Source organism: Pseudomonas sp. FG29 (genome assembly GCF_057809355.1).
In genome coordinates this window covers 26,758-52,199 of sequence record NZ_JBMDJU010000020.1, presented here as the reverse complement: position 1 = coordinate 52,199, position 25,442 = coordinate 26,758, and the positions used below count along the sequence as shown (strand labels likewise).

The following is a 25,442-nucleotide window of genomic DNA, read 5'->3' as shown; positions in this document are numbered from 1 at the left end:
TTGAAGAGCCACAAGCCTAGCGAAGATTGCAGGGCGGGTGAAACCCGCCACTTCTGACCACGGCGGGTTTCACCCGCCCTACGACGGCGGCTCTAACCTGTCGCCCCAAAAAAGAAACCGCCCGAAGGCGGTTTCTTTTGCTCTGCCCAGCGCTTACAGCTGCGGGCCGGCGTTCTTGATGGCGTCGCTGACGTCGAACTTCTGGAAGTTGTCGATGAACAGCTTGGCCAGGCCCTTGGCGGCTTCGTCGTAGGCGTTCTTGTCTGCCCAGGTGTTGCGCGGGTTGAGCAGGTTGGTTTCGACGCCCGGAACCGACTTCGGCACATCCAGGTTGATGATCGGCAGGTGCTCGGTCTCGGCACCGATCAGCGCACCGCTCTGGATGGCCGCGATCACACCACGGGTGGTGGGGATGTTGAAACGCTTGCCAACGCCGTAGCCGCCGCCGGTCCAGCCGGTGTTGACCAGGTAGACCTTGGAACCGAAGGCATTGATGCGCTTGATCAGCAGCTCGGCGTAGACGCCAGCCGGACGCGGGAAGAACGGCGCGCCGAAGCAGGTGGAGAAGGTCGACTTGATGCCGCCGCCCGAACCCATTTCGGTGGAGCCGACCAGCGCGGTGTAGCCGGACAGGAAGTGGTAGGCCGCCTGCTCGTTGTTGAGGATCGACACCGGCGGCAGTACGCCGGTCAGGTCGCAGGTCAGGAAGATGACAGCATTCGGCTCGCCGCCCAGGTTCTTCTCGCTGCGCTTCTCGACGTACTCCAGCGGGTAGGCCGCGCGGCTGTTCTGGGTCAGGCTGTCGTCGGCGTAATCCGGGGTGCGGCTGTCGTCGAGCACGACGTTTTCCAGCACGGTGCCGAACTGGATGGCTTTCCAGATCACCGGCTCGTTCTTCTCGGACAGGTCGATGCACTTGGCGTAGCAACCGCCTTCGACGTTGAACACCACGCCTTCGCCCCAGCCGTGCTCGTCGTCACCGATCAGGTAACGCGACTCGTCGGCGGACAGGGTGGTCTTGCCGGTGCCGGACAGGCCGAAGAACAGGGTCACGTCGCCCTCTTCGCCGATGTTGGCGGCGCAGTGCATCGGCAGCACGTCTTTTTCCGGCAGCAGGAAGTTCTGCACGGAGAACATGGCCTTCTTCATTTCACCGGCGTAACGCATGCCGGCGATCAGCACTTTCTTGGCCGCGAAGTTGATGATCACGCAGCCATCGGAGTTGGTGCCGTCACGCTCGGGCACGCACTCGAAGTTGGCGACGTTGAGCACTTGCCACTCGCCACGGCCAGCCGGGTTGTAGGCGTGCGGGTTGATGAACAGCTGACGGCCGAACAGGTTTTGCCAGGCGGTCGCGGTGGTCATCTTGACCGGCAGATAGTGCTCTTCGGCCGAGCCGACGTGCACATGGGAAACGAAGTGATCCTGAGCGGCGTTGAACGCCTCGACGCGATCCCACAGGGCGTCGAACTTGTCGGCCGGGAACGGACGGTTGATGTTGCCCCAGGCGATTTGCGCCTCGGTGCTCGGCTCCTGAACGATGAAGCGATCAGCCGGCGAGCGGCCAGTGCGATGACCGGTACGAACGACCAGCGCGCCGTTGGCGGCCAGTTCCCCTTCACCACGGCGAATGGCTTCTTCGACCAGTTGCGCGGCGCTGATGTCGGTGTACACGGCGTTGTTGGCTTGCGTCATGAGGATCCCCGTCGGCCGCTGGCCGAGTCTTCCGAACGTTGTGTAGTTACAGGGGCAACTGCGCTACACGGTAAAAAAGTCGCGGGAGTATGCCAGAAAAGCGAACTGCTTGGCAGCCTCCAATCCGATACAACGCCAATAGTGACAGTCTATTGGCGCGAGAGGTTCATCAGTGCCGGGTCTGCGACGGCGCTTCGCTGCCGGCCCCGGCAAACAGCTGGGCGATGTCGGCCGCGTCGAAGGCATAGCGCTCGTTGCAGAACTGGCAATCGATCACCACGCTGCCGCCCTGCTCGGCCAGCAGCAGCTCGGCATCGGCCTGACCGAGGCTGGCCAGGGCACTGGCCGAGCGCTCGCGCGAGCAACTGCAGCGGAACTGCAGCGGCTGTTCGTCGAACAGGCGCACGTTCTCTTCGTGGTAGAGGCGATGCAGCAGAGTCGGGTTGTCCAAACCCAGCAGCTCTTCGGCGGTCAGGGTGTCAGCCAGGGTCAGCACGTGGTTCCAGCTCTCGGCGCGCTCTTCCGGCTCGGTCTGGTGGTGCGGTGGCAGTTGCTGCAACAGCAGGCCACGGGCACGCTGGCCATCGGCCTTGAGCCAGAAACGGGTCGGCAACTGCTCGGAGCTGGCGAAGTAGTTGGACAGGCACTCGGCCAGGTCAGCGCCATCCAGGTCGACGATGCCCTGGTAGCGCTGGCCGCGGGTCGGGTCGATGGTGATGGCCAGTACGCCGCTGGGCATCAGGCTTTGCAGGTCGGCATCGGCGCCGATCTGCTCGGCGTCGTAGCGGGCAATGCCACGCAGCTCACGGGCGCTGGAGCATTCGACCATCAGCAGTGACAACGGGCCTTCGGCGCGCGCCTGCAGCACCAGCAGGCCGTCGAACTTGAGGGTGCCGACCAACAACGCAGCAGCGGCCATCATCTCGCCGAGCAACTGGGCCACCGGCTGCGGGTAGGCGTGCTTGGCCAATACGTGGGCATAGCTCTCACGCAGGGCGACCAGCTCACCGCGTACATCGGTGTCATCGAACAGGAAGCGTTGGCTGAAGTCGTTCATAGCGATATGCCCAGGGTCTACCAAAAAGGCTGGCGATTTTATGCACAAACGCAGGTTCAACCAAGCGCCAGGCGCCGAACGAACGCTAATGGCCATGCGCCGGCACGTCTGAACAAGACCTGAACCGAGCATCAGGTCACATTGCATGCCCAAGGCAAGCGTCTAAGATGCGCGCGCTTAGGGTAGAGCCGTCATATTTCTGCAAAGGGACTTTTCATGTCGACCGTCTTTCTCAATACACAGTGGCGCCTGCGGCCGCTGCTGATCTGCCATGTGGTCAGCCTGCTGTTGCTCGCCAGTTGGCTGTGGCAACCCACGCGCCAGTTCTGGGACGCCTTCGATCTGTGGCTGTTCCATCTGCTCAACGACCCGGTGCACGCCGGCGGGCTGTGGGCGCATATCTGGGCCATCGGCAGCATGCGCCCGGTGGATGCGGGCGTCGGCGTGGTGATGCTGGCAGTGATGCTCAAGGCCGGCCTGGTGTTCGAGGGGCCGCAGGTACGCCGCGCGCTTTACGCCTTCCTGACCATGCTGGTGGTGATGCTGCTGATCCGCGTGTTGTTTTCCGATCTGGTCGACTACATGGGCTGGCAGCACCAGAGCGCCTCCTTGGCGGTCGAGGGCAGCGCCCGCCTGACCGAAATGTTCCCGGCCTGGGAAGAGCGCTGGGATCTCAAGGACAGCGCCAGCCGCAGCTTCCCGGGGGATCATGCCTCGGTACTGATGATCTGGGCCTACTTCCTCAGTTTCTTCGCTCGCGGCTGGCGCCTGGCGTTGGTCTGGGCGATTGCCGTGATCGGTATCCTGCCGCGCCTGGTAGCGGGCGCGCACTGGGGTTCGGACGCCTTCGTCGGCGGCGTGCTGCTGAGCCTGACCGGCATGGCCTGGGGTTGCTACACGCCGCTGGGCTACCGCGCCAGTGAATGGCTGGAGAAAGTCACCCTGCCGATCACCTCGCGCCTGGCCAAACTGCCGCTGCTGGGCCGCATAAGCGTGGTCAGCGGGCGCTGAGGTACGCGCCCAGGAGCTCGCTCCGACTAAGCTGGCGCCTAATCTTCGTCGGCCCATGGGTGGCGCATGCCACCTTGCTGTTGCTCGTTGAACTGATGGATCTGCCGGCGCTGCTTCTTGCTCGGCCGGCCATCGGTCTGCATACCGAGAGCGCCGGCCTTGCGCATCGCCGCTGCCTGCTCGCGGCGGGCGATACTTTCGTCAGTCTCGCGATAGAGCAACTGCGCCTCGGGCGCACCACGGCGCACCGCAGACAGGGCCAGCACGACGACCGTGCGCTCATCGAAGCCGGTGCGCAGCACATACTCATCGCCCACTTTCGGCTCCTTGCCGGGCTTGCAGCGATCGCCTCGGTGATGCACCTTGCCTCCTTCTATCGCCGCCTTGGCCAGGGCGCGGGTCTTGTAGAAGCGTGCCGCCCATAGCCACTTGTCCAGGCGTACCTTGTCGTCGTCTTTCTCGCTCATCTCTTACTCTTGTTGGTTCTACGCTGCCTGATGCAGTTGTCACATGGCGCATCTAGAATGCGCGGAACTATAGGCCCGTCAGTCACGGGGGAACACCGTCGTTTTGAAAAGCATCGACTCTCTCAGCGTGATCGGCCTGCGCGAATGGATCAACCTGCCGCAACTGGGCATCGTTGGTTTGCGCGCCAAGATCGATACCGGCGCCAGCACCTCGAGCCTGCACGCCAGCGATATCCAGCCGTTCCAGCGTGATGGCGAGGACTGGGTGCGCTTCACCGCCTACCTCGGCACCCAGGTTCAACGTCGCCACCGCTGCGAAGCGCCGCTGGTGTCGGTGCGGCGTATCAAGAGCTCCAACGGCCAGGCGCAGAATCGCTACGTGATCCGTACAGAACTGGCGCTCGGTGATCGCCTGTGGCCGGTGGAATTCACCCTGGCCTGCCGCAAGACCATGCGTTACCGCGTGCTGCTCGGCTCCAAGGCGCTGGTCACCGGCCACCTGCTGGTCAATCCGGCGCTGAGCTACGTCCAAGACAAACCCGCCCTGCCCTCATCCCTTTCAGGTGCCCCATGAAGATCGCCGTGCTGTCGCGCAACCCGCGTCTGTATTCCACCCGCCGCCTGGTGGAGGCCGGTCAGCAGCGGGGCCACGACATGCAGGTGATCGACACTCTGCGTGCGTACATGAACATCGCCAGCCACAAGCCGCAGATCCACTACCGTGGCCAGGCCATGGAGGGCTTCGATGCAGTGATCCCGCGTATCGGCGCCTCGGTGACCTTCTACGGCTGCGCGGTATTGCGCCAGTTCGAGATGATGGGCGTCTACCCGCTCAACGAATCGGTGGCCATCAGCCGTTCGCGCGACAAGCTGCGCGCCCTGCAACTGCTGTCGCGCAAAGGTATCGGCCTGCCAGTGACCGGCTTCGCCCACTCGCCGGACGACATTCCCGACCTGATCCAGATGGTGGGCGGCGCGCCACTGGTGATCAAGGTGCTGGAAGGCACCCAGGGCATGGGCGTGGTGCTGGCGGAAACGCACAAGGCCGCCGAGTCGGTGATCGAGGCCTTCCTCGGTCTCAAGCAGGACATCATGGTGCAGGAATACATTCAGGAAGCCGGCGGCGCCGACATCCGCTGCTTCGTGGTCGGCGACAAGGTGATCGCGGCGATGAAGCGCCAGGCTAAAGCCGGCGAATTTCGCTCCAACCTGCACCGTGGCGGCAGCGCCAGCCTGATCAAGATCACCCCGGAAGAACGCATGACCGCCGTGCGCGCAGCCAAGGTCATGGGCCTGAACGTTGCTGGGGTGGACATCCTGCGTTCCAACCACGGCCCGCTGGTGATGGAAGTGAACTCCTCGCCCGGCCTGGAAGGTATCGAGACCACCACCGGCAAGGACGTCGCCGGGATGATCATCGAGCATCTGGAAAAGCACGCCGAACCCGGGCAAACGCGCACCAAGGGGCGCGGATGAATCCAGCGTTCAACGGGCGCCTGGCGCTGATCGCGCCGGCCGCCGCCATCGCAGAAGACGTGCTCGAAGCAACCCTGGCGCAACTTGAAGTGCAGGGCATTCGCTACCACCTGGGCCAGCACGTACGCGCTCGTCACCGTTACCTGGCTGGTACGCCCGAACAACGCCTGGACGACCTGCACCAGGCCTTCAGCCTGCCTGGCATCGATGCGGTCTGGTGCCTGCGCGGTGGTTATGGCAGCGCGCAACTCATCGCGGATATCGACTGGGCCCTGCTGCAACAGGCCAGCACACGCCCACTGATTGGGTTTTCCGATCTGTCGATCCTGCTCGAAGCCTTCCAGTGTCATGGCCTGCCTGCCATTCATGGCCCGGTGGCGACCGTGCTCGGCCAGCAGGCACTGGCAGCACCAGGCGGCCAGCGCGAACGACTGGCCTCGGTACAGGCCCTGTGGAACCTGCTCGCGACGCAGCATCGACAATTGCCGGTGCGCCACATCAGCGGGCCGCAACACAGCATCAGCGGCATCTTGCAGGGCGGCAACCTGACGGCGCTGGCCAGCGCCTGCGGCACCCCTGCGCAGATGCAACTGGGCGAGGACTCGATCCTTATCCTCGAAGATGTCGGCGAACCCTACTACCGCCTCGAGCGCAGCCTCTGGCAACTGCTGCACAGCTTTGCCGGCCGGCGCCCGCGCGCCGTCTGCCTGGGCAGCTTCACCGACTGCCCACGGCGCGGCGTGCATCACAGCCTCGAGGAAATCTTCGCCGAATACCTGGCGCCGCTAGGTATCCCGCTGTACAGCGAACTGCCCAGTGGCCATGGCGACGCCAACTATCCCTGGCCCTACGGCCAATCAGCCCGGCTCGGCGGCGACAGCCTGAACTGGTAAGCCCGCTCAACGCGAGCGGGCCTGCATCCAGGCAAGGAATTCGGCCTCGGCCATGGGCCTGCTGATCAGATAACCCTGGCCGAGGGTGCAGTCCTGCTCGCGCAGCAGCGCCAACTGGCTGTCACGCTCGATGCCCTCGGCCACGCACTCCAGCCCCAGGTTGCGCGCAATCATCAGGATGGTCTGCACCAGCATGCGGCCGCTGCTGTCGCCATCCAGATCGGCGACGAAGCTGCGATCGATCTTCAGGCGATCCAGCGGCAGGCGCTTGAGGTAGGTGAGCGAGGAATAACCCGTGCCGAAGTCGTCGATGGCGAAGCGCACGCCCTGTGCCTTGAGCTGGTGCATATGGTCGATGCAGCGGTCGACGTCTTCGAGCAGCACGCCTTCAGTGATCTCCAGCTCCAGCGACTGCGCCGGCACGCCATGGTGCTGCAGGCACTGCTCGACGCGGCTGACGCAACCGGCCTGGCGCAACTCGCGCGGGCTCAGATTGACTGCCAGTACCAACTGCGGCCACTGCGTCTGCCAGCGCGCCAGGGCCGCACAGGCCTGTTCCAGCACCCATTGGCCGATGTCCTGGATCAGGCCGGTCTCCTCGGCCAAGGGCACGAACTGATCGGGCGCAATCTCGCCGCGCTCCGGATGCTGCCAGCGCAGCAGCACCTCGGCACCGGCCACCGAGTCATCGGCCAGCAAGAGTTGCGGCTGGAACATCAGCTGTAATTGCCCGCGCGCAATGGCCTGGCGCAGCTCACCCTGCAGCAGCAGGCGCTGGTCGATGGCCGCCTGCATTTCCGGGGCGAAGAAATGCAGCGCGTTCCGCCCGGCGTGCTTGGCGCGGTACATGGCGGTGTCGGCCTGCTTGAGCACGTCGGCCGCCTGCTGCAAGCCCATCGGGTGCAAGGCGATGCCGATGCTGGCGCTGATCGACAGCTCATGGCCCTCGATCAGGCAACTGCCCTGCAGGCCACGCAGCAGCTTCTCACCAACCGCTGCGGCCTGCTCGGCGGCCAGGCTCGGTTCGTGATCGAGGGCTTCGAGCAGCACCACGAACTCGTCACCGCCCAGCCGGGCCAGGGTATCTTCGGTGCGCAGTTCCGCCGCCAGGCGCTGGGTGACCTCGCACAGCAAGGCGTCGCCGACCGGGTGCCCGAGGCTGTCGTTGACCGTCTTGAAGTGATCCAGATCGATGAACAGCAGGGCGCCCAGGCTGCCTTCGCGGCTCTCGCGATCCATGGCGTGCTGCAGGCGATCAAGCAGCAGGCGGCGGTTTGGCAGGCCGGTCAGTTCGTCGCTGTAGGCCAGGCGCTCGATCTCGCGCTGGTAACGCTGACGCTCGGAAATGTCGATGATGCTGGCACGAATCAGGATGTCCTCGCCCGGCATGCGCAGCAGGCGCACCTCGCACGGCAACTGGCGCCCGGCGCTGTCACGGTGCAGCCATTCGAAGACCGGCGTTTCGCCCGCGATGGCACGCTGCAAGTGCTGCTTGCCCGCCTTGGTCGAGAGTTGGCCGTCGGCCTGACGAGCCGGACTGATGCTCTGGATGCTGCGGCCCAGCAGGGCTTCGCGGCGGTAACGGAACAGGCGCAAGGCGTTTTCGTTGAGTTCGACGATGCCGCCGTCCGGGTTGAACAGCAGGATCGCCTCGGGCGCATGTTCGACCAGGGTGTGATAACGCGCCTCGGCCTGGCGGCGAGCGCTGATGTCCTCCACCAGCAGCATGAACATCAGCGGATGCGTCGCCCCCGGCCGCACCACACGCAAGCTGACGCGGGTGAAGACGATCTGCCCGTCGGCACGCAGAAAGCGCTTGTCCATTTCGAAGCCATCGCTTTCACCCAACAGCACCGGTTCCAATCGACTCCGCTCGGCGAGCAGGTCGTCGGGGTGCGATAGCTCGCGCCAACTGCTGGCCAGCAGTTGCTCGCGACTGCGGCCGAGCATGCTGCACAGCTTGGGGTTGACCTCCTCCCAAGCGAAGCTCTGCGAGGTCAGCGCCATGCCGATCAGCGGCGCCTCGAAGAACAGGCGCAGGCGCTCGTCACGGTCACGCAGTTGCGACTCGGTACGGCGGCGCTCGTTGATGTCCTGCACCACGCCGTAGATACGCAGCAGGCTGCCATCGTCGTCGCGCTCGGCCATGCCGCGCAGGCGCACCAGACGGCCACCCAGACGGGCGCACAGACGCACCTCGAGATCAACGTCATCCAGACCGGCATGGACTGCCTGCAGCGTCTGCCGGATCAACACCTGGCTCGGGGTGTCGTAGTAATCGAGCGTCTGCTCCAGATCGGGCGAGCCGAGCTGGATGTCGCGGTCGACGATGCGGTAACAGCCGTCGCTCCAGAACATGCTGGAGTCGCTGACTTCCAGCACCCAGCCACCGAGGTTGGCGATGTCCTCGGTCTGGCTGAACAGGTGGCTCTGCCGCAGCATGGCGGCACGTTGCTGCTCCACCCGGGCGGACAGTTCCTCGCGCTCGGTGACATCGTGCTGCAGGCCAACGAAGTGACTGATGCCCTGCTCGTCACGCATCGGCGCCAGCACCACCTCGTTCCAGAACGCTGTGCCGTCCTTGCGAAAGTTGCGCAACACCGCACGGCCGGTACGCCCTTCACGCATGGCGGCGCGCAGGATCTCCAGGCCACGCTGATTGCGTGCCGCGCCGGAAAGAAAACGGCAGTTGCGCCCCAGCACCTCCTCGGCGCGGTAACCGGTAATCCGGCTGAATGCCGGGTTGCTGTAGACCAACGGCATGTCCGCATGGCGCGCATCGGCGATGGTAATACCCAACGGGCAGGCCTCCATCGCCAGCTTGCTGCGCGTCAGTTGGCGCTGCATCTGCGTGCTGTGTGCCAACGATTGGCGCAAATCGCTCAAGACCCGCCCGACCAGCAGGGCAGCCCCCATCAGCAGGAGCAAGTTCAACTGCAACGGGTAGCCGCCTGCCGGCGTGTCGAAGCGCGTGCCGTCACGCAGCATGGGCCAGAGCTGCATCGTCACCAGCCCCAGTAGCGCGCCGAACAGCGCGCCGGCGAAGGCATGACGCAGCGCCAGCACCAGCAGAGTAGCCCCCAGCAGCGGTACGGCGATCAGGGTCGGCAGGCTGGTGATCACCCCCGTCAGCAGGCTGAAACCAGCCAGGGTGAACAGCCAACCTCTGGGCGAATGGCTCACCTCCAGAGCAGGGGCGTCCCGCTGCGTGGTACCAGCCAACAGCCAGCCCCGCGCACGCAGCGGCGCGCTGGCGAAGGCCAGCAGCGGCGTGGCCAGAGCCAACAGGCTGCCGATGCACACCAACCAGGCATTGAGGCTGGAAAACGCCCACAGCTCGCGCTGCAGCAAACCCGTCAGCCACAGATTGGCGTGCAGGCCGAGCGCCAGAACGCTCGCTGGCAGCAACACACCGAACGCCATGAAGCGCAGCAGGTCACTCAGCGATACCAGGGCTGGGTCGAAGGTCTGGCGCCTGAGCAACCAGCCGCCCAGCGCCACACCGATGACTTCGGGAAGGCCGTAGAGCAGCCCCCATTCCCACGGCAGCCCCCAGAGTGGGCCGGTGACGACCGCATTCAGGTAGATAGCCGGCAGCACCCGCGGCCCCCACCAGATGAAGAATGCCAACCCCATGACCAGCGGCAGGTAGCACAACGCCACGCCATCATCCATGCGAGTGATCAGCGACAGCCAGGTGCCCAGATGGAAGAGCGGCAGCGGCAGCCACCAGGTCCACAGGGGTAGACGGGGGAACGGGGAGGTGGACATGCTGGCCTCTCAGCGGAACGCCGGCACAGCATAGCCCAGGGCGATCCCGGGCAGCCATTGGCCAGCACACGCCGATAATGGCGCGGCTGACCGAGGGCGGTTACACCGCGTCGCGCGGCAGGAGCAGCCCCAGCGGCAAACGCACCCGCGCCTCCAGCCCACCGCCGCTGCGGTTGCGCAGCTCGACACTGCCGCCATGCAGGGCCGCGATGCGCTTGACGATGGCCAGACCCAGGCCGGTACCACGACCGCCGCGCGCACGATCCCCGCGGATGAAGGGGTTGAAGATGCTGTCGAGTTCGGCCGGATCGATACCGGCTCCGCGATCCAGCACGCTCAGCACCACATAAGGCGCGCTCTGATCCCCAGCCAGACTGGCGACCACCTCCACCGCATCGCCACCGCCGTGGTTGAGAGCGTTCTCCACCAGATTGGTGAGCAGGCGCTTGATCGACACGCGGCGCAGCGGGAAGGGCGGAATGCTCTCCAGGCACAGGCGCACACGCTCGCTGCCCTGGTTGTAGGGCGCCAGGGTTTCCCGCACCAGCTCGGGGAAGTCGGCTTCCTCCACCGGCTCACCGCGACCATCGCGGATGAAGGCGAGGAACTGATCGAGGATGGCGTCCATGTCCTCGATATCACGCACCATGTCGTCGGTCAGCTCGGTGTCGCTGTCCATGAACTCCAGGGCCAGGCGCAAACGCGTGAGCGGCGTGCGCAGGTCGTGGGAAACCCCGGCGAGCATCAGCTCGCGCTCACGCGCGGCCTGCTCCACGTCCTCGGCCATCTGGTTGAAGGCACGGTACACCTCGGTCATCTCGCTCGGTGTATCGCTGATCGGCAGGCGCACGCTGCGCCCCTGACCGAGCTGGCGAGCGGCATAGACCAGGCGTTTGAGTGGCGCGTTGAGCTGACGCACGAAGATCCAGGCCGCGGCGGTGGAAATCAGGCCGATCCCGAGGAACCAGCCCAGCACGCTCCAGATCCGTTGCCCACGCAGCGGATGCGGGTACATCGGCACCCGCACCCAACCATCGCCGAGGCTCGGCGCGCGCACCCAAAGCGCCGGCGGCGTAGTCGCGCGCACCCGCGTTTCGGTGTCGGGGCCAAGTTCGGTCTGCATCTGCCGCTGGAAGATCTCGCTGTAAGGCCAGTGCTGCTCGTTGGGCGGCACCTGATCGCTGGGCGTGCGCTTGAGCCCGGCGGCCTGCGCGACACGCTCGCGGTCACTCGGGTCGGTCGCCCAGTAGGCGCGCAGGGTCAGTGCCGCGCCATGACTGTACTGACGGTCGACCAGCACGTCCTCGTTCATCATCAGGTACACCAGGGTCAGCGCCTTGGAGAACAGCACGACGACGAGCACCAGCCAGAGGGTGCGGGCGAAAAAACTCTGCGGGAACCAGACGGGAGTTTTCATGGAAGCGGCTTCAGGCGGCAGGCCGCAGGCGGCAGCTTCATTTATTGCCGTCCGGAACGAAGACGTAACCCACACCCCAGACGGTCTGGATATAGCGCGGCTTGGACGGATCCGGCTCGATCAGGCGACGCAGACGGCTGATTTGCACGTCGATGGAGCGCTCCAGCGCATCCCATTCGCGGCCACGGGCCAGGTTCATCAGCTTGTCGCGGGTCAGCGGCTCGCGCGCGTGCTGCACCAGTGCCTTGAGCACGGCGAACTCGCCGGTGGTGAGCATGTGCACTTCCTCGCCCTTCTTCAGCTCGCGGGTGGCCAGCGACAGCTCGTATTCGCCGAAGGTGACGCTCTCGTCCTCGGTACCCGGCGCCCCTGGCACCACCGGCGCCTGGCGACGTAGCACAGCCTTGATCCGCGCCAGCAGCTCGCGCGGGTTGAAGGGTTTGGCCAGGTAATCGTCGGCGCCCAGCTCCAGGCCCTGGATGCGGCTGCCTTCGTCACCCTTGGCGGTGAGCATGATGATCGGGATCTGGTTGTTCGACTCACGCAGGCGGCGGCAGGCGGAAAGGCCATCCTCGCCAGGCAGCATCAGGTCGAGCACCACCAGATTGAACAGCTCGCGCGCCAGCAGACGATCCATCTGTTCGACGTTCTCCACCGCGCGTACCCGATAGCCCTGCTCATCGAAGAAACGCTCGAGCAGGCGACGCAGGCGGGCGTCGTCGTCGACGATGAGAATCTTCTCGCCTTCGGCAGCAGGGATAGCGGACTGGGTCATGGTGTCTCCTTGGACAGCCGTACGATGGACGGCAAGTGGCGGCATTATCGCTCAGGCGCATGAGTGGGCGCTTTAGCCATTGTTAGCAGATTTTTCCCCGAACGGTTCCCAGCACGGGCAGATGCGGTGTTTATAATGCGCCGCTTTCGTGTCTGGCCGGCATGTTTACGGCCACCCTGTCGCTTCAGTGGGTAGTTTTTATATGGACAGCATCAACAACCGCATCGCCGAAGAACTGGGCGTGCGCCCGCAGCAAGTCGCCGCCGCCGTGGCCCTGCTCGACGAAGGCTCTACCGTGCCCTTCATCGCCCGTTACCGTAAAGAAGTGACCGGCAGCCTCGACGACACCCAGCTGCGCCACCTGGAAGAGCGCCTGCGCTACCTGCGCGAACTGGACGAGCGCCGCGTGGCGATCCTCGCCAGCATCGAGGAGCAAGGCAAGCTCACCCCGGAACTCAAGCGCGAGATCGACCTGGCCGACACCAAGACGCGCCTCGAAGACCTGTATCTGCCGTACAAGCAAAAGCGCCGCACCAAGGGCCAGATCGCCCTGGAAGCCGGCCTCGGCGAACTGGCCGATGCGCTGTTCAACGACCCGAGCCTGACACCCGAGCAGGAAGCCGAGCGCTTCATCGACGCCGAAAAGGGCTTCGCCGACGTGAAAGCCGTGCTCGAAGGCGCCAAATACATCCTCATGGAACGCTTCGCCGAAGACGCCGCGCTGCTCGACACGCTGCGCAGCTTCCTCAAGGACAACGCCACCCTCAGCGCCCGCCTGGTGCCGGGCAAGGAAAACGAAGGCGCCAAGTTCAGCGACTACTTCGAGCATGACGAAGCGCTCAAGGGTGTGCCGTCGCACCGTGCGCTGGCGATCTTCCGCGGGCGTAACGAAGGCATCCTCAGTGCCAGCCTCAAGGTCGGCGAAGAACTGCCGGGCAGCATGCATCCCTGCGAGGTGATGATCGGCGAGCGCTTCGGCATCAGCGCGCAAGGCCGTGCCGCCGACAAATGGCTGGCCGAGGTGGTGCGCTGGACCTGGAAGGTCAAGCTGTACAACCACCTGGAAACCGACCTGCTCGGCGAGCTGCGCGAGAAGGCCGAGGACGAAGCGATCAGCGTCTTCGCCCGCAACCTGCATGACCTGCTGCTGGCCGCGCCGGCCGGTCCGCGCGCTACCCTGGCGCTCGACCCGGGCTTGCGCACCGGCTGCAAGGTGGCCGTGGTCGATGCCACCGGCAAGGTGCTGGAAACCGCCACTGTCTACCCGCACGCCCCGCGCAACGACTGGGACGGCACCCTGGCCATCCTCGCCAAGCTGTGCGCCAAGCATGGCGTCGACCTGATCTCCATCGGCAACGGCACCGCCAGCCGCGAGACCGACAAGCTGGCCGCCGAGCTGATCAAGAAGGTGCCGGGCCTGAAGCTGACCAAGGTGATGGTCTCCGAGGCCGGCGCCTCGGTGTACTCGGCCTCGGAGCTGGCTGCCCGCGAATTCCCCGATCTCGATGTATCGCTGCGCGGCGCCGTCTCCATCGCCCGCCGCCTGCAGGATCCGCTGGCCGAGCTGGTGAAGATCGACCCGAAATCCATCGGCGTCGGCCAGTACCAGCACGATGTGTCGCAGCTCAAACTGGCGCGCAGCCTGGATGCCGTGGTCGAGGACTGCGTGAACGCCGTTGGCGTGGACGTGAACACCGCCTCCGCCGCCCTGCTGGCGCGCATCTCCGGCCTCAATGCGACCCTGGCGCAGAACATCGTGCAGTACCGCGACGCCAACGGCGCCTTCGCCTCGCGCGCCGAGCTGAAGAAGGTGCCGCGCCTGGGCGAGAAGACCTTCGAGCAGGCCGCCGGCTTCCTCCGCGTGATGAGCGGCGACAACCCGCTGGACGCCTCCGCCGTGCACCCGGAAACCTACCCGCTGGTCGAGCGCATCGCCCAGGACACCGGCCGCGACATCCGCTCGCTGATCGGCGATTCGGCCTTCCTCAAGCGTCTCGATCCGGCCAAGTTCACTGACGAGCGCTTCGGCCTGGTCACCGTCGGCGACATCCTCAAGGAACTGGACAAGCCCGGCCGCGACCCGCGCCCGGAGTTCAAGACCGCCGAGTTCCAGGAAGGTGTGGAAACGCTGAACGACCTCAAACTGGGCATGGTGCTCGAAGGTGTGGTGACCAACGTCACCAACTTCGGTGCCTTCGTCGACATCGGCGTGCACCAGGACGGCCTGGTGCACATCAGTGCGCTGTCGGAGAAGTTCATCAAGGATCCGCACGAGGCGGTCAAGGCCGGCGACGTGGTGAAGGTCAAGGTGATGGAAGTGGACATCCCGCGTAACCGCATCGCCCTGTCCATGCGCATGGGCGATACCCCCGGCGAGAAAGTCGAGGGCGCGCGCGGTGCTCAGCGCGGCAACGGCAACCGTGGCGGCAACACGCCGCGCAGCGAGCGCCACTCCAGCCAGGACAAGCCGGCACCCGCCACGGGCGGCATGGCCGCCCTGTTCGCCAACGCCAAGCAGTTGAAGAAATGAGTACGACTGACAACGTCGGCGCCAGCAGCGCCTTTTCCCGCCTGCTCGGCCTGGAGATCCTCCAGGTCGGTGGTGGCGAGGCGCGCGTGCGCCTGACCCTCACCGACGAGCTGCGCAACCTGCACGGCAAACTGCACGGCGGCGCGCTGTTCTCGCTGATCGATACCGCCATGGGTCAGGCCAGCCACAGCCTGGGCGATGGCGGCCCGAGCAGCGTGACCCTGGAGTGCAAGATCAACTACATACGCCCGGTATCCGAGGGCAGCGTGCTGTGCCACGCCAAGGTGCTGCACGCTGGTCGCCGCACCCAGGTGGTGGAAGCCGAAGTGCTGCAGGGCGACAAGCTGGTCGCCAAGGCACAAGGCACCTTCGCCTGCGTGTAATCGACCGGGCGCGAAGTCGTCTAATGTGGCTGCATCGTCGCCCCTTGCAGAGTGCGGGGGCGATCCCCATATTGTGGCGACTGCCCAGTTAGGAATTGCATCTTGAGCGACCTTCTCTCACGCCGCCTGGCCCAGCTCGGCGAGCCGGCCAACCTGTCCCTGCTGGGTGAATGCCTGCACGGCATCGAGCGCGAATGCCTGCGTGTCGATCGCGACGGCCAACTGGCCCTGACCCCGCATCCGCAAGGACTGGGCTCGGCACTGACGCACGCGCAGATCACCACCGACTACTCCGAATCGCTGCTGGAATTCATCACCGGTACGGCCACCGACGCCGCGGCCACCCTGGATGAACTCGAGCGCATCCACCGCTTCACCTACACCAAGCTCGACGGCGAACTGCTGTGGAGCCCGTCGATGCCCTGCCAGTTGCCGGACGAAGAGACCATTCCCATCGCCCGCTACGGCAGCTCCAACATCGGTCGCCTCAAGTACGTGTACCGCAAGGGGCTGGCGCTGCGTTACGGCAAGACCATGCAGTGCATCGCCGGCATCCACTACAACTTCTCCCTGCCGGAAAAACTCTGGCAACTGCAGCAGCAGAGCGAAGGCAGCGAGCAGAGTGCACGCGACTACCAGTCGGCGCGCTATATCTCGCTGATCCGCAATTTCCGCCGCTACAGCTGGCTGCTGATGTACCTGTTCGGCGCCTCGCCGGCGCTGGACAAGGGCTTCATGCGCGGCCGCCCGCACCAGTTGCAGGAGCTGGATGCCAGCACCTTGTACCTGCCGTACGCCACCAGCCTGCGCATGAGCGACCTGGGCTACCAGAGCAGCGCGCAATCCGGCCTGACCCCCTGCTACAACGACCTGGCCAGCTACACCGACAGCCTGCGCCTGGCCGTCGGCACGCCCTACCCGGCCTATGTCGAAGCCGGCACCAAACGTGGCGACGAGTGGCTGCAACTGAACACCAACATCCTGCAGATCGAGAACGAGTACTACTCGAGCATCCGCCCGAAGCGCGTCACCCGCAGCGGCGAGCGGCCGATCCAGGCACTGATGAGCCGTGGCGTGCAGTACGTGGAAGTACGCTGCCTGGACATCAATCCCTTCCTGCCGCTGGGCATCGACCTGGCGCAGGCGCGCTTCATCGACGCCTTCCTGCTGTTCTGCGCCCTGGATGACAGCCCGTTGCTGGAAAACGGCGAGTGCAGCAACTGCACCAGCAACTTCCTCAAGGTGGTCAAGGAAGGCCGTCGCCCTGGCCTGCATCTGCAGAAGGGCGCGCAACAGGTGGAACTCAAGGCCTGGGCTGGCGACCTACTCACGCGCATCCTGCCACTGGCCGAGTTGCTCGACCGCGCCCAGGGCGGTAATGCCCATGTCGAAGCGCTGGCACAGCAGCAGGCCAAGGTAGCCGATGTCGAGCGCACGCCTTCCGCTCAGGTGTTGGCCACACTGCGCCAGGGTATGAGCTTCACCGAGTTCGCCCTGCAGCAGAGCCGCCAGCACGCCGAGTACTTCCAGGGCCAGCCGCTGGATGCCGAGCAGCAGGCGGTTCTGGAACAGGTTGCGGGCCAATCGCTGGCCGAGCAGGCCGAACTGGAAGCCCAGCCGGAAGGTGATTTCGACGCCTTTGTCGCGGCTTACCAGGCCAGCATCCTCGCCGTGGCGGTGTGAGACTCGTCACAAAGCCAGCCAGCGGAGCCAAAGGACGGACGAGCGGCCATACGGCCGCTCGAACGGGCAGCTAGCATGAGTTCAACGGACTGAATGGGAGCACGCCAGATGGCGCCCGAGCGACACGATGCCTCGCCCCAATGGAGCCTGGAAGGCCTCACCAAAGCGTACCAGCAAGGTTACATGGCCGGGCTCACCGGCCTGCCCCGTACGCGCCAACCCTACCCCGCCGAAGTACCGGCAGCAGCCTGGGAAGCCGGCTGGGACGACGGTCGCGAGCAGTGGCGCCTGCATCAGCGCAGCGCCTGACCTCGGCGTAGGAGCGGCTTAAACCACGAAGCTCGCGGATAAATCCGCTCCTACAGCTCGCTCCATAGCTCTGTAGGGTGGGCTTTAGCCCACCGATTCAGCATGCCATGACCCCTTCACCGACACCCAACAGGCAAAGGATCCGTCCCCCCTACAGAGCCTTCTCGAACACCTTGGAATTACGCTGATAGTTGTACAGCGAAGCACGCGCCGCAGGCATGCGCTCGACGCTGCTAGGCTCGAAACCGCGCTCACGGAACCAGTGAGCCGTGCGGGTGGTGAGTACGAACAGGGTCTTGATGCCCTGCGCCCGCGCCCTGGCTTCGATACGTTCGAGCAATTCATCACCACGGCCGCCATGCCGGTAGTCAGGATTGACCGCCAGGCAGGCCAGTTCACCACAGTCCGATTCGGCAATCGGGTAAAGCGCGGCACAGGCGATGATCAGCCCCTCGCGCTCGACGATACTGAACTGCTCGATTTCGCGCTCCAGCACCTCGCGCGAACGGCGCACCAGAATGCCCTGTTCTTCCAGCGGGCGGATCAACTCGATCAGGCCGCCAACATCCTCGATGGTCGCTTCACGCAGCGACTCGAATTGCTCCTGAGCCACCAGAGTGCCGTTACCGGCGCGGGTGAACAACTCGCTGAGCAGTGCGCCATCCTCGGCATAGCTGACGATATGGCTGCGCTTGACCCCGCCCCGGCAAGCCTGAGCAGCAGCGTCGAGCAATTCGCCCTGGTAGTTGCTGCCCAGGCGCGCCAGGTGCGCGGGCACCTGCTGCGGACGAAGCTCGCGCACCAGCTTGCCACTCTCGTCGAGCAGGCCGTCTTCGGCGCCGAACAGCAGCAGCTTGTCCGCCGCCAGGTCGATGGCCGCACGCGTGGCGACATCCTCGCAAGCCAGGTTGAAGATTTCCCCGGTGGGCGAATAGCCCAGTGGCGACAGCAGCACGATGCTGCGCTCGTCGAGCTGGCGATTGATGCCCTTGCGGTCGATGCGCCGCACTTCGCCGGTATGGTGATAATCGACGCCGTCGACCACACCAATCGGCCGCGCGGTGACGAAGTTGCCGCTGGTCAGACGCAGACGCGAGCCCTGCATCGGCGACGCAGCCATGTCCATCGACAAACGCGCTTCGATGGCGATACGCAGTTGCCCCACCGCATCGATCACGCACTCCAGGGTCTGCGCGTCGGTGATGCGCAGGCCGCGATGGTAGTGCGGGGTCAGACCGCGCGTCGCCAGACGCGCCTCGATCTGCGGGCGCGAGCCATGCACCAGCACCAGACGCACGCCGAGGCTGTGCAGCAGCACCAGGTCATGGACGATATTGGCGAAATTGGGGTGGGCGACGCCCTCCCCCGGCAACATGACCACGAAGGTGCAGTCGCGGTGGGCATTGATGTAGGGCGAAGCGTGGCGTAGCCAGTTGACGTAGTCGTGCATGTAAAGATCCGTGAGCGTCGAAACGTAGGGCGGGTGCAACCCGCCATGGCCATTTGGCGGGTTACACCCGCCCTACCTCTCATCGTCGCAGCACGTCTTCACTCCGGGTCAGGCAATAGTGTTGGATCAGTTCGCGCAGTAGCGTCACCGTAGGTTCGATACGGGCCAACTCCAGGTGTTCCCCAGGCTGATGCGCGCAATCGATGTCGCCAGGGCCGAGCACCAGCGTCTCGCAGCCAAGGCGCTGAAGATAAGGCGCTTCGGTGCCGAACGCCACCGCTTGCGCGCTGTGCCCGGTCAGGCGTTCAGCCAGGCGTACCAGCTCGGCATCGGCGCTTTGTTCGAAGGGCGGTACGGCCGGGAACAGCGGGCCATAGTCGATGCGCACCTCGTGCTTGAGTGCCAGCGGCTGCAACTTGCTGCGAATGGCCGCACGCAATTGCTCCGGATCCATACCCGGCAAAGGCCGCAGGTCGAACTCCAGGGCGCACTGGCCGCAAATACGGTTGGGGTTGTCACCGCCATGTATGCAGCCGAGGTTGAGTGTCGGTTGCGGCACGCTGAACTGCGGGTTATTGAACTGGCGCTGCCACTGCGCACGCAGCCCGCGCAGCTCGCCCATCACATCCTGCATGGCTTCGAGCGCGCTATGACCAAGCGCCGGATTCGAGGAATGACCGCTGCGGCCGAGAATGTCGATGCGTTCCATCATCACGCCCTTGTGCAGGCGGATGGGCTTGAGGCCGGTCGGCTCGCCGATCACCGCCGCACGTCCCAGCGGCCGGCCGGCATCGGCCAGCGCACGCGCGCCGGCCATCGAGCTTTCCTCATCGCAGGTGGCGAGAATCAGCAGCGGCTGCTGAAAGGGCTGATCGAGCAGCGGCCGCACCGCTTCGATGACCAGGGCGAAGAAGCCCTTCATATCGCAACTGCCCAGGCCCACCCAGCGGTCGCCCACCTCGGTCAGCTTGAGCGGGTCGGTCTGCCACAGGGCGGCGTCGAAGGGCACGGTATCGCTGTGTCCAGCCAGCACCAGGCCACCGGGGCCCGAGCCATAACTGGCGAGCAGGTTGAACTTGCCGGGGGAAATCTGCTGGGTTTCGCAGGTAAAACCCAGATCACCGAGCCAGGCGGCGAGCAGGTCGATGACGGGCGCGTTGCTCTGATCCCAGTTGGGCTGGGTACAGCTCACCGAGGGCGCGGCGATCAGCGCGGCGAACTGCTCTTGAAAGGACGGCAGGGGCATGGGCGCTCTCCTGAGACGATGTCCCCATCATAGGGACATCGTCTTGTCGGTGAAACCGCCAGAGCGGAATCAGACGCCGCCGAACAGCCCGCGCAGGATGAAGAAGAAGATGATCGACAGCACCGCACCAGCCGGCAGAGTGATGATCCAGGACAGGAAGATCTTGCCGATCATGCCCAGGTTCAGCGCACCGATGCCGCGCGCCAGGCCGACACCGAGAATGGCGCCGACCAGGGTGTGGGTGGTGGATACCGGCAGGCCCAGACCCGACGCGCTGACCACGGTGGTGGCAGCAGCCAGTTCGGCGGCAAAACCACGGCTGGGGGTCAGCTCGGTGATTTCCTTGCCGATGGTGGCGATCACCTTGTAGCCATAGGTGGCCAGACCCACGACGATGCCCAGTGCGCCCAGCAGCAGGATCCAGCCCGGCACGATGGATTTCTCCCCAGCGGCCAGGTCACCACCACTCTGGATCACGCCGACGATGGCAGCCAACGGGCCGACGGCATTGGCCACGTCGTTGGAACCGTGGGCGAAGGCCATGGAGCAGGCGGTGAAGATCATCAGGATGGCGAACACCTTCTCCACGCTGGAGAAGTGGAAGGCCTTGTCCGCTTCGGCATCGACTTGGATGCGGCTGAGCAGGGCGATACCGATCAACATGACCAGCACGCCGATGCCCAGCGAGAGCATGAAACCCTCGGTGCTGGTGAGATCCAGGCCAACGTGCTTGAGGCCCTTGCTCAGGGTCATCAGCGAGATCATGAAACCGGTGATGAACATGTACAGCGGCACGAAGCGCTTGGCGTTCTTGAACGGCTCGTCGGTGTCGATGATCAGCTTCTGCACGCTGACGAACAGGCAGAAGGAAATGATCCCGGCGAGCATCGGCGTGACCACCCAACTGGCGACGATGGGACCGACGCCACTCCAGTGCACCGCATCGACCGACACGCCGACAGCCGCGAAGCCGATCACCGCACCGACGATGGTGTGAGTGGTGGACACCGGCCAGCCACGCATCGACGCGACCAACAGCCAGGAACCGGCGGCCAGCAAGGCCGACATCATGCCCAGCACCATGAGGTTGGGACTGATCAGATTGGCATCGACGATGCCGTTCTTGATGGTTTCGGTCACCTCACCGCCGGCCAGGTAGGCACCGCAGAATTCGAAGACCATGGCAATGATGATCGCCTGCCGGATGGTCAATGCACGCGAGCCAACGGATGTACCCATGGCGTTGGCTACATCGTTGGCCCCGACACCCCAGGCCATGAAAAAACCGAAAAGGCAGGCAAGCACGAGCAGAACCAGCCCGTAGTCCGCAATCAGAGACATAAAGTAAGTTTCCGTAGATCCCAGAAAGGACACTGGCGCTTAGCGCGCCAGCAGTTGTTCCAGTCGGTTGCCCACTCGTTGGGCACGGTCGGCGACGTCGCCGATCCAGTCGATGATCTGATAGAGGAACATCACATCGACCGGGGGAAGATCCTTCTCCAGCTTGAACAGCGTCCGACGCACTTCGATCTGCAGGCGGTCGGTATCGTGCTCGATCACACCGAGCTCTTCGATCAGCGTCTCCACCAGCACGGCCTCGCGGCCGGCAAAACCGGTCTCGAGCAGCTCGTCGAGTTCGTTCATCGCCTTCAGCGCCTGCGCGCTGGCATCCACACTGCGCTGCACGTAGGTGCGCATCAGCGGTTGCAGTGCCTGCGGAATGGCCATCTGACGGCCGAGCATCAGGCCGGCGATGTCCTTGGCACGGTTGGCGACTTTGTCCTGTACACTGAGCAGCTCGAGCAGATCCGAGCGCGGAACTGGCAGGAACAGGCTCTTGGGCAGGTGCAGACGGACGCTTTTCTTCAGTTTGTCCGCTTCATGCTCCAGCCGGGACATGTCCTGTTGTACCTGTTCGACCCTGGCCCAATCCTCGACCATCACGGCTTCGAAGAAGGGCACCAGGTTCGCTGCGCACTCATGCGCCTTGGCGATGTGCTGCTGCATGGGGCCGATGGGAGAACGGCCGAACAGGCTGACAAAAGGATTGATAGGCATAGGGTAAACCCCTGTTTTGAGAAGGGCGCAAGTATAGGGATCGACTTCGCCGGCCGCCAGCGCGCGTCATCGGACTGTCACAATTTCATATCTAGGCGTCATACCTGCTGACCATGGTCAAAGAAACCGAAATCAAACTGCGCGCCAGCCGCGCCACACTGGCCGCGCTGCGCGAACACCCACTGCTGAAGAAGCGCAACAAGAGCGGCTGGCAGCACACACCGCTGTTCAACCAGTACTACGACACGCCCGCGCGTGACCTGGCCGGGGCCAAGGTCGCCCTGCGCCTGCGCCGCGACGGCGAGCAGTTCATCCAGACCCTGAAAAGCCGCGGTCAGAGCGTGGCCGGGCTGTCCGAGCGCAACGAATGGGACTGGTACCTGGACACGCCTGAACTCGACCTCGGCAAACTCGACGACCAGTGCTGGCCGGCCAGCCTCGCCGATCGCGACAAAACCAGCCTGATGCCGCTGTTCACCACCGATTTCGTGCGCGAGAAGGCCGAGATTGCCTGGGGTCGCGGCAAGGCCAAGGTAGTGATCGAAGCCGCCCTGGACTTGGGCAAGGTGATTGCCGGCGAAGGCGAGGAAGAAATCTGCGAGCTGGAACTGGAGCTGCGCCAGGGTGAACCGGCGGCCCTGCTGGAACTGGCCTGCGAACTGGCCGAAGGCCTGCCACTGATGCCCTGCGACATCAGCAAAGCCGAACGCGGCTATCGCCTGTTCGATGCCGGCAGCTACAGCCTGAGCCTGCCGACACCCACGCTGAGCGGCGAAATGAGCCTGGACGATGGCTTCGCCGCACTGGCCTGGCACCTGCTCGGCGCCAGCCAACGCCTGGCCGAGCAATATCGCTGGAATGGCCATTGGCGCCTGCTGGCCGAATGGGTCGAGCGCCTGGGCGAATTGCGCGCTCTGCTCGGCAGCCTCGGCCAGGCCGTGCCGCGCGCCAGCAGCCGCGAGCTGCGCCAGGGCCTGGACGCTCTGCTCGACGACTGGCGTCCGCGTCTGCTGGCCGGCCAGGATGACGAGTCGATGCGCCAGGCGGCGCCCGCCCTGTTCGCCAGCGAACTGGATTCGCCGCGCTGGGGCCTGCTGTCGCTGCAACTGGCACGCTGGCTACTGGCCGGCGGCTGGCGCGAAGGCCGTAACACCCGCGGCCAGCGCCAGGGCGAGGCAGCATTGGTCAACTGGCTGAGCACACAGCTCACCGACGAAGCCGCGCAGCTCAACCTGCGTGGCTATCAGGCGCTGCCGCTGCGCCTGGTCGAGCAACAGCCGCGCCTGGAGCGCATGCTGGTCTGGCTGCGCCTGGCGCGCCAGGTGCTCGAGGTGGCCGAAGTCGATCGTCTGTATGGCGAGCTGAGCAAACTGAGTGACCTCACGCTGCAGAACGCCGAGGCCGAGGCCATCACCGAGCAGTGCATCAAGGTGCAGCAGTTGCGCGCCTGGAAGGCCTTGCTGCGTTGATCCGGCAAAACCTGGCCGGCGACGCTGTCGTCCGGCCTGAGTCAGGCGGCAGGACGCCGCCCTCATGGAATCACCTGCCATGTTGCGACGTAGCCTGAAATCGCTCCTTACCACCTGGCTGACCGGCCTGCTGGCTCTGCTGCCACTGGCCTTAACCCTGGCCTTGCTGGGCTGGATCGTCAGCCTGCTCAATCGCCTGATCGGCCCGGCCACCCTGGCCGGCCAATTCTTTGCCGCCCTCGGCCAACCCTTTTCCAGCAACGGCTACACCGCCTGGCTACTGGGGAGTCTGGTGCTGGTCGCCAGCCTTTATCCCCTGGGCCTGGCCGTGCAACTGGGCCTGCGCAAACCGCTGACCTGGCTGCTCGACCGCACTCTGCGGCGCACGCCGATACTGGGCAACCTGTACGACCTGGCCGACCGTTTCGTCGGCCTGCTGGACAAGAGCAAGAACCCGGACATCGCCACCATGGCGCCGGTCTGGTGCTTCTTCGGCGGCGACGGTGCAGCCGTACTGGCGCTGCGCCCTAGCTCGGAAAACATCGAACTGGAAGGCCGCGCCTACTGCGCCATTCTGGTGCCCACCGCGCCCATTCCCATCGGCGGTGGCCTGCTCTACGTGCCGGTGGACTGGGTACGCCCGGCCGATATGGGCGTCGAACAACTGACCAGCATCTACGTCTCCATGGGCCTGACACCTCCCGGCAAGCCAGCCCAAGGCAGTCCATCACCCAGCCAGGAGCGGGCGCAGAACGATTAGCCCAGCGGCAGGCTGGTGGTCGACTTGATCTCCGACAGGGCAACGATGGAGTTCACCTCCTGGATGCCCGGCACCAGCGACAGCTTCTCGAAGAAGAAACGTTCGTAAGCCTCGATATCGCGGGTGACGATGCGCAACATGAAATCCACCGCGCCCATCAGCACATGGCATTCCAGCACCTCGGGAAACTCGCGCATGGCCTCGGCGAATTCGGTGAGATTGGAGCGGCCATGAGCGTTGAGCTTTACCTGAGCGAACACCTGGGTGTGCAGACCCACGCGCTTGCGATCGAGCAGGGTCACCTGCTTGCGAATCACCCCCTCATCCTTGAGGCGCTGGATGCGCCGCCAGCAGGGTGACTGCGACAGCCCGACACGCTCGGCGATCTCGGCGGTGGACAGGCCGGCATCTTCCTGCAGCAGGGCGAGAATGCGTTGATCGTAGGCATCCAGGGTGACGGACATAAAAACTCCTTGAAAAAGACGATAGCCGGAACAGCTATCCAACAATAACGGCAAAACCCAGAAAACGAGGCAGAACTTTTGCCGCAACAAGGCAGAAACTTGAGCAAAACCGACCTGAGTCACCGCCATGCCCGCTACCACTCCCCTTGCCACCCTCCAGCAGCATCGCGATCCCTGGCAGGAACGCCCGGACGCCTGCGTGCACTATCGCCTGCGCACCGATGCCGAAGCGGACGTGCTGTGCCGCCTGCTCGGACTTTTCGCCCAGTTGCACCTGCTGCCCGAAGCTCTGCAGGTCGCCCGCCGGCAAGACGACCTACACATCAATCTGCAGATCCAGGGCCTTTCGTCGCACCGCGCCGGCGTCCTGGCGCAGAAGCTGCGTGGCCTGGTGTGCGTCTGGGAGGTGGACTGGCGCCACCTGGATCACAGCCTGAGCAGCGAAGTGGCCTGAAGCGGGCACTGACTCACGCCCGCCCTTCGCCCTGCGCATGCTTTTCGGGCATCCTAGTTCGGCTACCCTTGTTC

The 25,442-nt window shown here is 64.8% G+C and carries 22 protein-coding genes; 11 read left to right on the top strand and 11 right to left on the bottom strand.

All coding sequences use genetic code 11. The features are described 5' to 3' along the window. Positions 1–153: 153 nt before the first annotated feature. On the bottom strand, positions 154–1,695 hold the full coding sequence (locus tag ACODS1_RS18430) for a phosphoenolpyruvate carboxykinase (RefSeq protein WP_322979442.1): 1,542 nt from the start codon (positions 1,693–1,695) through the stop codon (positions 154–156). A 169-nt stretch (positions 1,696–1,864) separates the two neighbouring features. Next, positions 1,865–2,752 carry an Hsp33 family molecular chaperone HslO gene (gene hslO, locus ACODS1_RS18425; protein WP_322979443.1) on the bottom strand — a complete coding sequence of 296 codons (888 nt, stop codon included), beginning with the start codon at positions 2,750–2,752 and terminating at the stop codon, positions 1,865–1,867. Between the two features lie 216 nt (positions 2,753–2,968). Here hslO and ACODS1_RS18420 point away from each other — a divergent pair, with 216 nt between their 5' ends. Further along, on the top strand, positions 2,969–3,763 hold the full coding sequence (locus ACODS1_RS18420; RefSeq protein ID WP_489086807.1) for a phosphatase PAP2 family protein: 795 nt from the start codon (positions 2,969–2,971) through the stop codon (positions 3,761–3,763). A 38-nt stretch (positions 3,764–3,801) separates the two neighbouring features. Here the strand turns inward: ACODS1_RS18420 and ACODS1_RS18415 are convergent, their stop codons facing one another. Next, positions 3,802–4,230: an RNA-binding S4 domain-containing protein gene (locus ACODS1_RS18415; RefSeq protein ID WP_489086806.1), complete on the bottom strand. Its 429-nt coding sequence runs from the start codon at positions 4,228–4,230 to the stop codon at positions 3,802–3,804. Positions 4,231–4,333: 103 nt separating this feature from the next. On the opposite strand from ACODS1_RS18415, the gene rimB reads away from it, so the two are divergent. Genes rimB through ACODS1_RS18400 form a run of 3 tightly spaced genes read left to right on the top strand, consistent with a single transcriptional unit; the run spans position 4,334 to position 6,599 of the window. Further along, a complete protein-coding gene (rimB, locus tag ACODS1_RS18410; protein ID WP_489086805.1) occupies positions 4,334–4,804 on the top strand; it encodes a retropepsin-like aspartic endopeptidase RimB in 471 nt (156 codons plus the stop codon). Continuing rightward, positions 4,801–5,706 (top strand): 30S ribosomal protein S6--L-glutamate ligase, encoded by a 906-nt coding sequence (gene rimK / locus ACODS1_RS18405; RefSeq protein WP_489086804.1) that lies wholly within the window; start codon positions 4,801–4,803, stop codon positions 5,704–5,706. Before rimB ends, rimK begins: the two co-directional genes overlap by 4 nt. After that, positions 5,703–6,599 (top strand): S66 peptidase family protein, encoded by an 897-nt coding sequence (locus ACODS1_RS18400; protein ID WP_489086803.1) that lies wholly within the window; start codon positions 5,703–5,705, stop codon positions 6,597–6,599. The genes rimK and ACODS1_RS18400 overlap by 4 nt, the downstream gene beginning before the upstream one ends. A 6-nt stretch (positions 6,600–6,605) precedes the next feature. Here ACODS1_RS18400 and ACODS1_RS18395 read toward each other — a convergent pair whose 3' ends face one another. The 3 genes from ACODS1_RS18395 to ompR all read right to left on the bottom strand — a co-directional run bounded on the left by ACODS1_RS18395 (position 6,606) and on the right by ompR (position 12,562). After that, positions 6,606–10,370: a bifunctional diguanylate cyclase/phosphodiesterase gene (locus ACODS1_RS18395; protein WP_489086802.1), complete on the bottom strand. Its 3,765-nt coding sequence runs from the start codon at positions 10,368–10,370 to the stop codon at positions 6,606–6,608. A gap of 100 nt (positions 10,371–10,470) precedes the next feature. Continuing rightward, on the bottom strand, positions 10,471–11,787 hold the full coding sequence (locus ACODS1_RS18390; RefSeq protein WP_489086801.1) for an ATP-binding protein: 1,317 nt from the start codon (positions 11,785–11,787) through the stop codon (positions 10,471–10,473). Between the two features lie 37 nt (positions 11,788–11,824). Continuing rightward, a complete protein-coding gene (gene ompR / locus ACODS1_RS18385) occupies positions 11,825–12,562 on the bottom strand; it encodes an osmolarity response regulator transcription factor OmpR (RefSeq protein WP_322979450.1) in 738 nt (245 codons plus the stop codon). 202 nt (positions 12,563–12,764) lie between these two features. Here ompR and ACODS1_RS18380 point away from each other — a divergent pair, with 202 nt between their 5' ends. From ACODS1_RS18380 to rmf, 4 genes are all read left to right on the top strand, one after another. Beyond that, on the top strand, positions 12,765–15,092 hold the full coding sequence (locus ACODS1_RS18380; protein WP_489086800.1) for a Tex family protein: 2,328 nt from the start codon (positions 12,765–12,767) through the stop codon (positions 15,090–15,092). Next, the gene (locus tag ACODS1_RS18375) at positions 15,089–15,475 is read left to right on the top strand and encodes a PaaI family thioesterase (protein WP_017678389.1); all 387 of its coding nucleotides are present in this window, start codon (positions 15,089–15,091) and stop codon (positions 15,473–15,475) included. The genes ACODS1_RS18380 and ACODS1_RS18375 overlap by 4 nt, the downstream gene beginning before the upstream one ends. A gap of 102 nt (positions 15,476–15,577) precedes the next feature. Next, positions 15,578–17,158 carry a glutamate--cysteine ligase gene (gene gshA, locus ACODS1_RS18370; protein WP_489086799.1) on the top strand — a complete coding sequence of 527 codons (1,581 nt, stop codon included), beginning with the start codon at positions 15,578–15,580 and terminating at the stop codon, positions 17,156–17,158. A gap of 108 nt (positions 17,159–17,266) precedes the next feature. Further along, the gene (rmf, locus tag ACODS1_RS18365) at positions 17,267–17,467 is read left to right on the top strand and encodes a ribosome modulation factor (protein WP_322979454.1); all 201 of its coding nucleotides are present in this window, start codon (positions 17,267–17,269) and stop codon (positions 17,465–17,467) included. Positions 17,468–17,618: 151 nt separating this feature from the next. Here rmf and argA read toward each other — a convergent pair whose 3' ends face one another. The 4 genes from argA to ACODS1_RS18345 all read right to left on the bottom strand — a co-directional run bounded on the left by argA (position 17,619) and on the right by ACODS1_RS18345 (position 22,221). Then, a complete protein-coding gene (argA, locus tag ACODS1_RS18360; RefSeq protein WP_489086798.1) occupies positions 17,619–18,917 on the bottom strand; it encodes an amino-acid N-acetyltransferase in 1,299 nt (432 codons plus the stop codon). Positions 18,918–18,996: 79 nt separating this feature from the next. After that, positions 18,997–20,163, bottom strand: a complete 1,167-nt coding sequence (gene argE, locus ACODS1_RS18355) for an acetylornithine deacetylase (RefSeq protein WP_489086797.1) — start codon at positions 20,161–20,163, stop codon at positions 18,997–18,999. Positions 20,164–20,232: 69 nt separating this feature from the next. Continuing rightward, a complete protein-coding gene (locus ACODS1_RS18350) occupies positions 20,233–21,504 on the bottom strand; it encodes an inorganic phosphate transporter (protein ID WP_489086796.1) in 1,272 nt (423 codons plus the stop codon). 39 nt (positions 21,505–21,543) lie between these two features. Continuing rightward, complete coding sequence (locus ACODS1_RS18345) at positions 21,544–22,221, bottom strand: TIGR00153 family protein (RefSeq protein WP_322979458.1); 678 nt, start codon at positions 22,219–22,221, stop codon at positions 21,544–21,546. Between the two features lie 113 nt (positions 22,222–22,334). On the opposite strand from ACODS1_RS18345, the gene ACODS1_RS18340 reads away from it, so the two are divergent. Together ACODS1_RS18340 and ACODS1_RS18335 are read left to right on the top strand one after the other, a co-directional pair. After that, positions 22,335–23,690, top strand: coding sequence for a CYTH domain-containing protein (locus ACODS1_RS18340; protein WP_489086795.1), 1,356 nt, complete (start codon positions 22,335–22,337; stop codon positions 23,688–23,690). A 79-nt stretch (positions 23,691–23,769) separates the two neighbouring features. Continuing rightward, positions 23,770–24,450, top strand: a complete 681-nt coding sequence (locus tag ACODS1_RS18335) for a DUF502 domain-containing protein (protein ID WP_489086794.1) — start codon at positions 23,770–23,772, stop codon at positions 24,448–24,450. Here the strand turns inward: ACODS1_RS18335 and ACODS1_RS18330 are convergent. Continuing rightward, positions 24,447–24,914, bottom strand: a complete 468-nt coding sequence (locus tag ACODS1_RS18330; protein WP_489086793.1) for an Lrp/AsnC family transcriptional regulator — start codon at positions 24,912–24,914, stop codon at positions 24,447–24,449. The two genes, ACODS1_RS18335 and ACODS1_RS18330, sit on opposite strands and share 4 nt — an antisense overlap. A 127-nt stretch (positions 24,915–25,041) precedes the next feature. Between ACODS1_RS18330 and ACODS1_RS18325 the strand changes: the two genes are divergently transcribed. After that, positions 25,042–25,368: a hypothetical protein gene (locus ACODS1_RS18325; RefSeq protein ID WP_489086792.1), complete on the top strand. Its 327-nt coding sequence runs from the start codon at positions 25,042–25,044 to the stop codon at positions 25,366–25,368. The last annotated feature ends 74 nt before the right edge of the window (positions 25,369–25,442 follow it).

Bases quoted from the DNA above. Each gene is read 5' to 3' on its own strand.
- ACODS1_RS18375 (WP_017678389.1), top strand. From the start codon at position 15,089: ATGAGTACGACTGACAACGTCGGCGCCAGCAGCGCCTTTTCCCGCCTG.
- hslO (WP_322979443.1), bottom strand. From the start codon at position 2,752: ATGAACGACTTCAGCCAACGCTTCCTGTTCGATGACACCGATGTACGC.
- ACODS1_RS18390 (WP_489086801.1), bottom strand. From the start codon at position 11,787: ATGAAAACTCCCGTCTGGTTCCCGCAGAGTTTTTTCGCCCGCACCCTC.
- ACODS1_RS18350 (WP_489086796.1), bottom strand. From the start codon at position 21,504: ATGTCTCTGATTGCGGACTACGGGCTGGTTCTGCTCGTGCTTGCCTGC.
- ACODS1_RS18415 (WP_489086806.1), bottom strand. From the start codon at position 4,230: ATGAGCGAGAAAGACGACGACAAGGTACGCCTGGACAAGTGGCTATGG.
- rmf (WP_322979454.1), top strand. From the start codon at position 17,267: ATGGCGCCCGAGCGACACGATGCCTCGCCCCAATGGAGCCTGGAAGGC.
- ACODS1_RS18330 (WP_489086793.1), bottom strand. From the start codon at position 24,914: ATGTCCGTCACCCTGGATGCCTACGATCAACGCATTCTCGCCCTGCTG.
- ACODS1_RS18345 (WP_322979458.1), bottom strand. From the start codon at position 22,221: ATGCCTATCAATCCTTTTGTCAGCCTGTTCGGCCGTTCTCCCATCGGC.
- ACODS1_RS18420 (WP_489086807.1), top strand. From the start codon at position 2,969: ATGTCGACCGTCTTTCTCAATACACAGTGGCGCCTGCGGCCGCTGCTG.
- ACODS1_RS18395 (WP_489086802.1), bottom strand. From the start codon at position 10,370: ATGTCCACCTCCCCGTTCCCCCGTCTACCCCTGTGGACCTGGTGGCTG.
- ACODS1_RS18335 (WP_489086794.1), top strand. From the start codon at position 23,770: ATGTTGCGACGTAGCCTGAAATCGCTCCTTACCACCTGGCTGACCGGC.
- ACODS1_RS18400 (WP_489086803.1), top strand. From the start codon at position 5,703: ATGAATCCAGCGTTCAACGGGCGCCTGGCGCTGATCGCGCCGGCCGCC.
- rimK (WP_489086804.1), top strand. From the start codon at position 4,801: ATGAAGATCGCCGTGCTGTCGCGCAACCCGCGTCTGTATTCCACCCGC.
- argA (WP_489086798.1), bottom strand. From the start codon at position 18,917: ATGCACGACTACGTCAACTGGCTACGCCACGCTTCGCCCTACATCAAT.
- ompR (WP_322979450.1), bottom strand. From the start codon at position 12,562: ATGACCCAGTCCGCTATCCCTGCTGCCGAAGGCGAGAAGATTCTCATC.
- ACODS1_RS18325 (WP_489086792.1), top strand. From the start codon at position 25,042: ATGCCCGCTACCACTCCCCTTGCCACCCTCCAGCAGCATCGCGATCCC.
- ACODS1_RS18380 (WP_489086800.1), top strand. From the start codon at position 12,765: ATGGACAGCATCAACAACCGCATCGCCGAAGAACTGGGCGTGCGCCCG.
- ACODS1_RS18430 (WP_322979442.1), bottom strand. From the start codon at position 1,695: ATGACGCAAGCCAACAACGCCGTGTACACCGACATCAGCGCCGCGCAA.
- ACODS1_RS18340 (WP_489086795.1), top strand. From the start codon at position 22,335: ATGGTCAAAGAAACCGAAATCAAACTGCGCGCCAGCCGCGCCACACTG.
- argE (WP_489086797.1), bottom strand. From the start codon at position 20,163: ATGCCCCTGCCGTCCTTTCAAGAGCAGTTCGCCGCGCTGATCGCCGCG.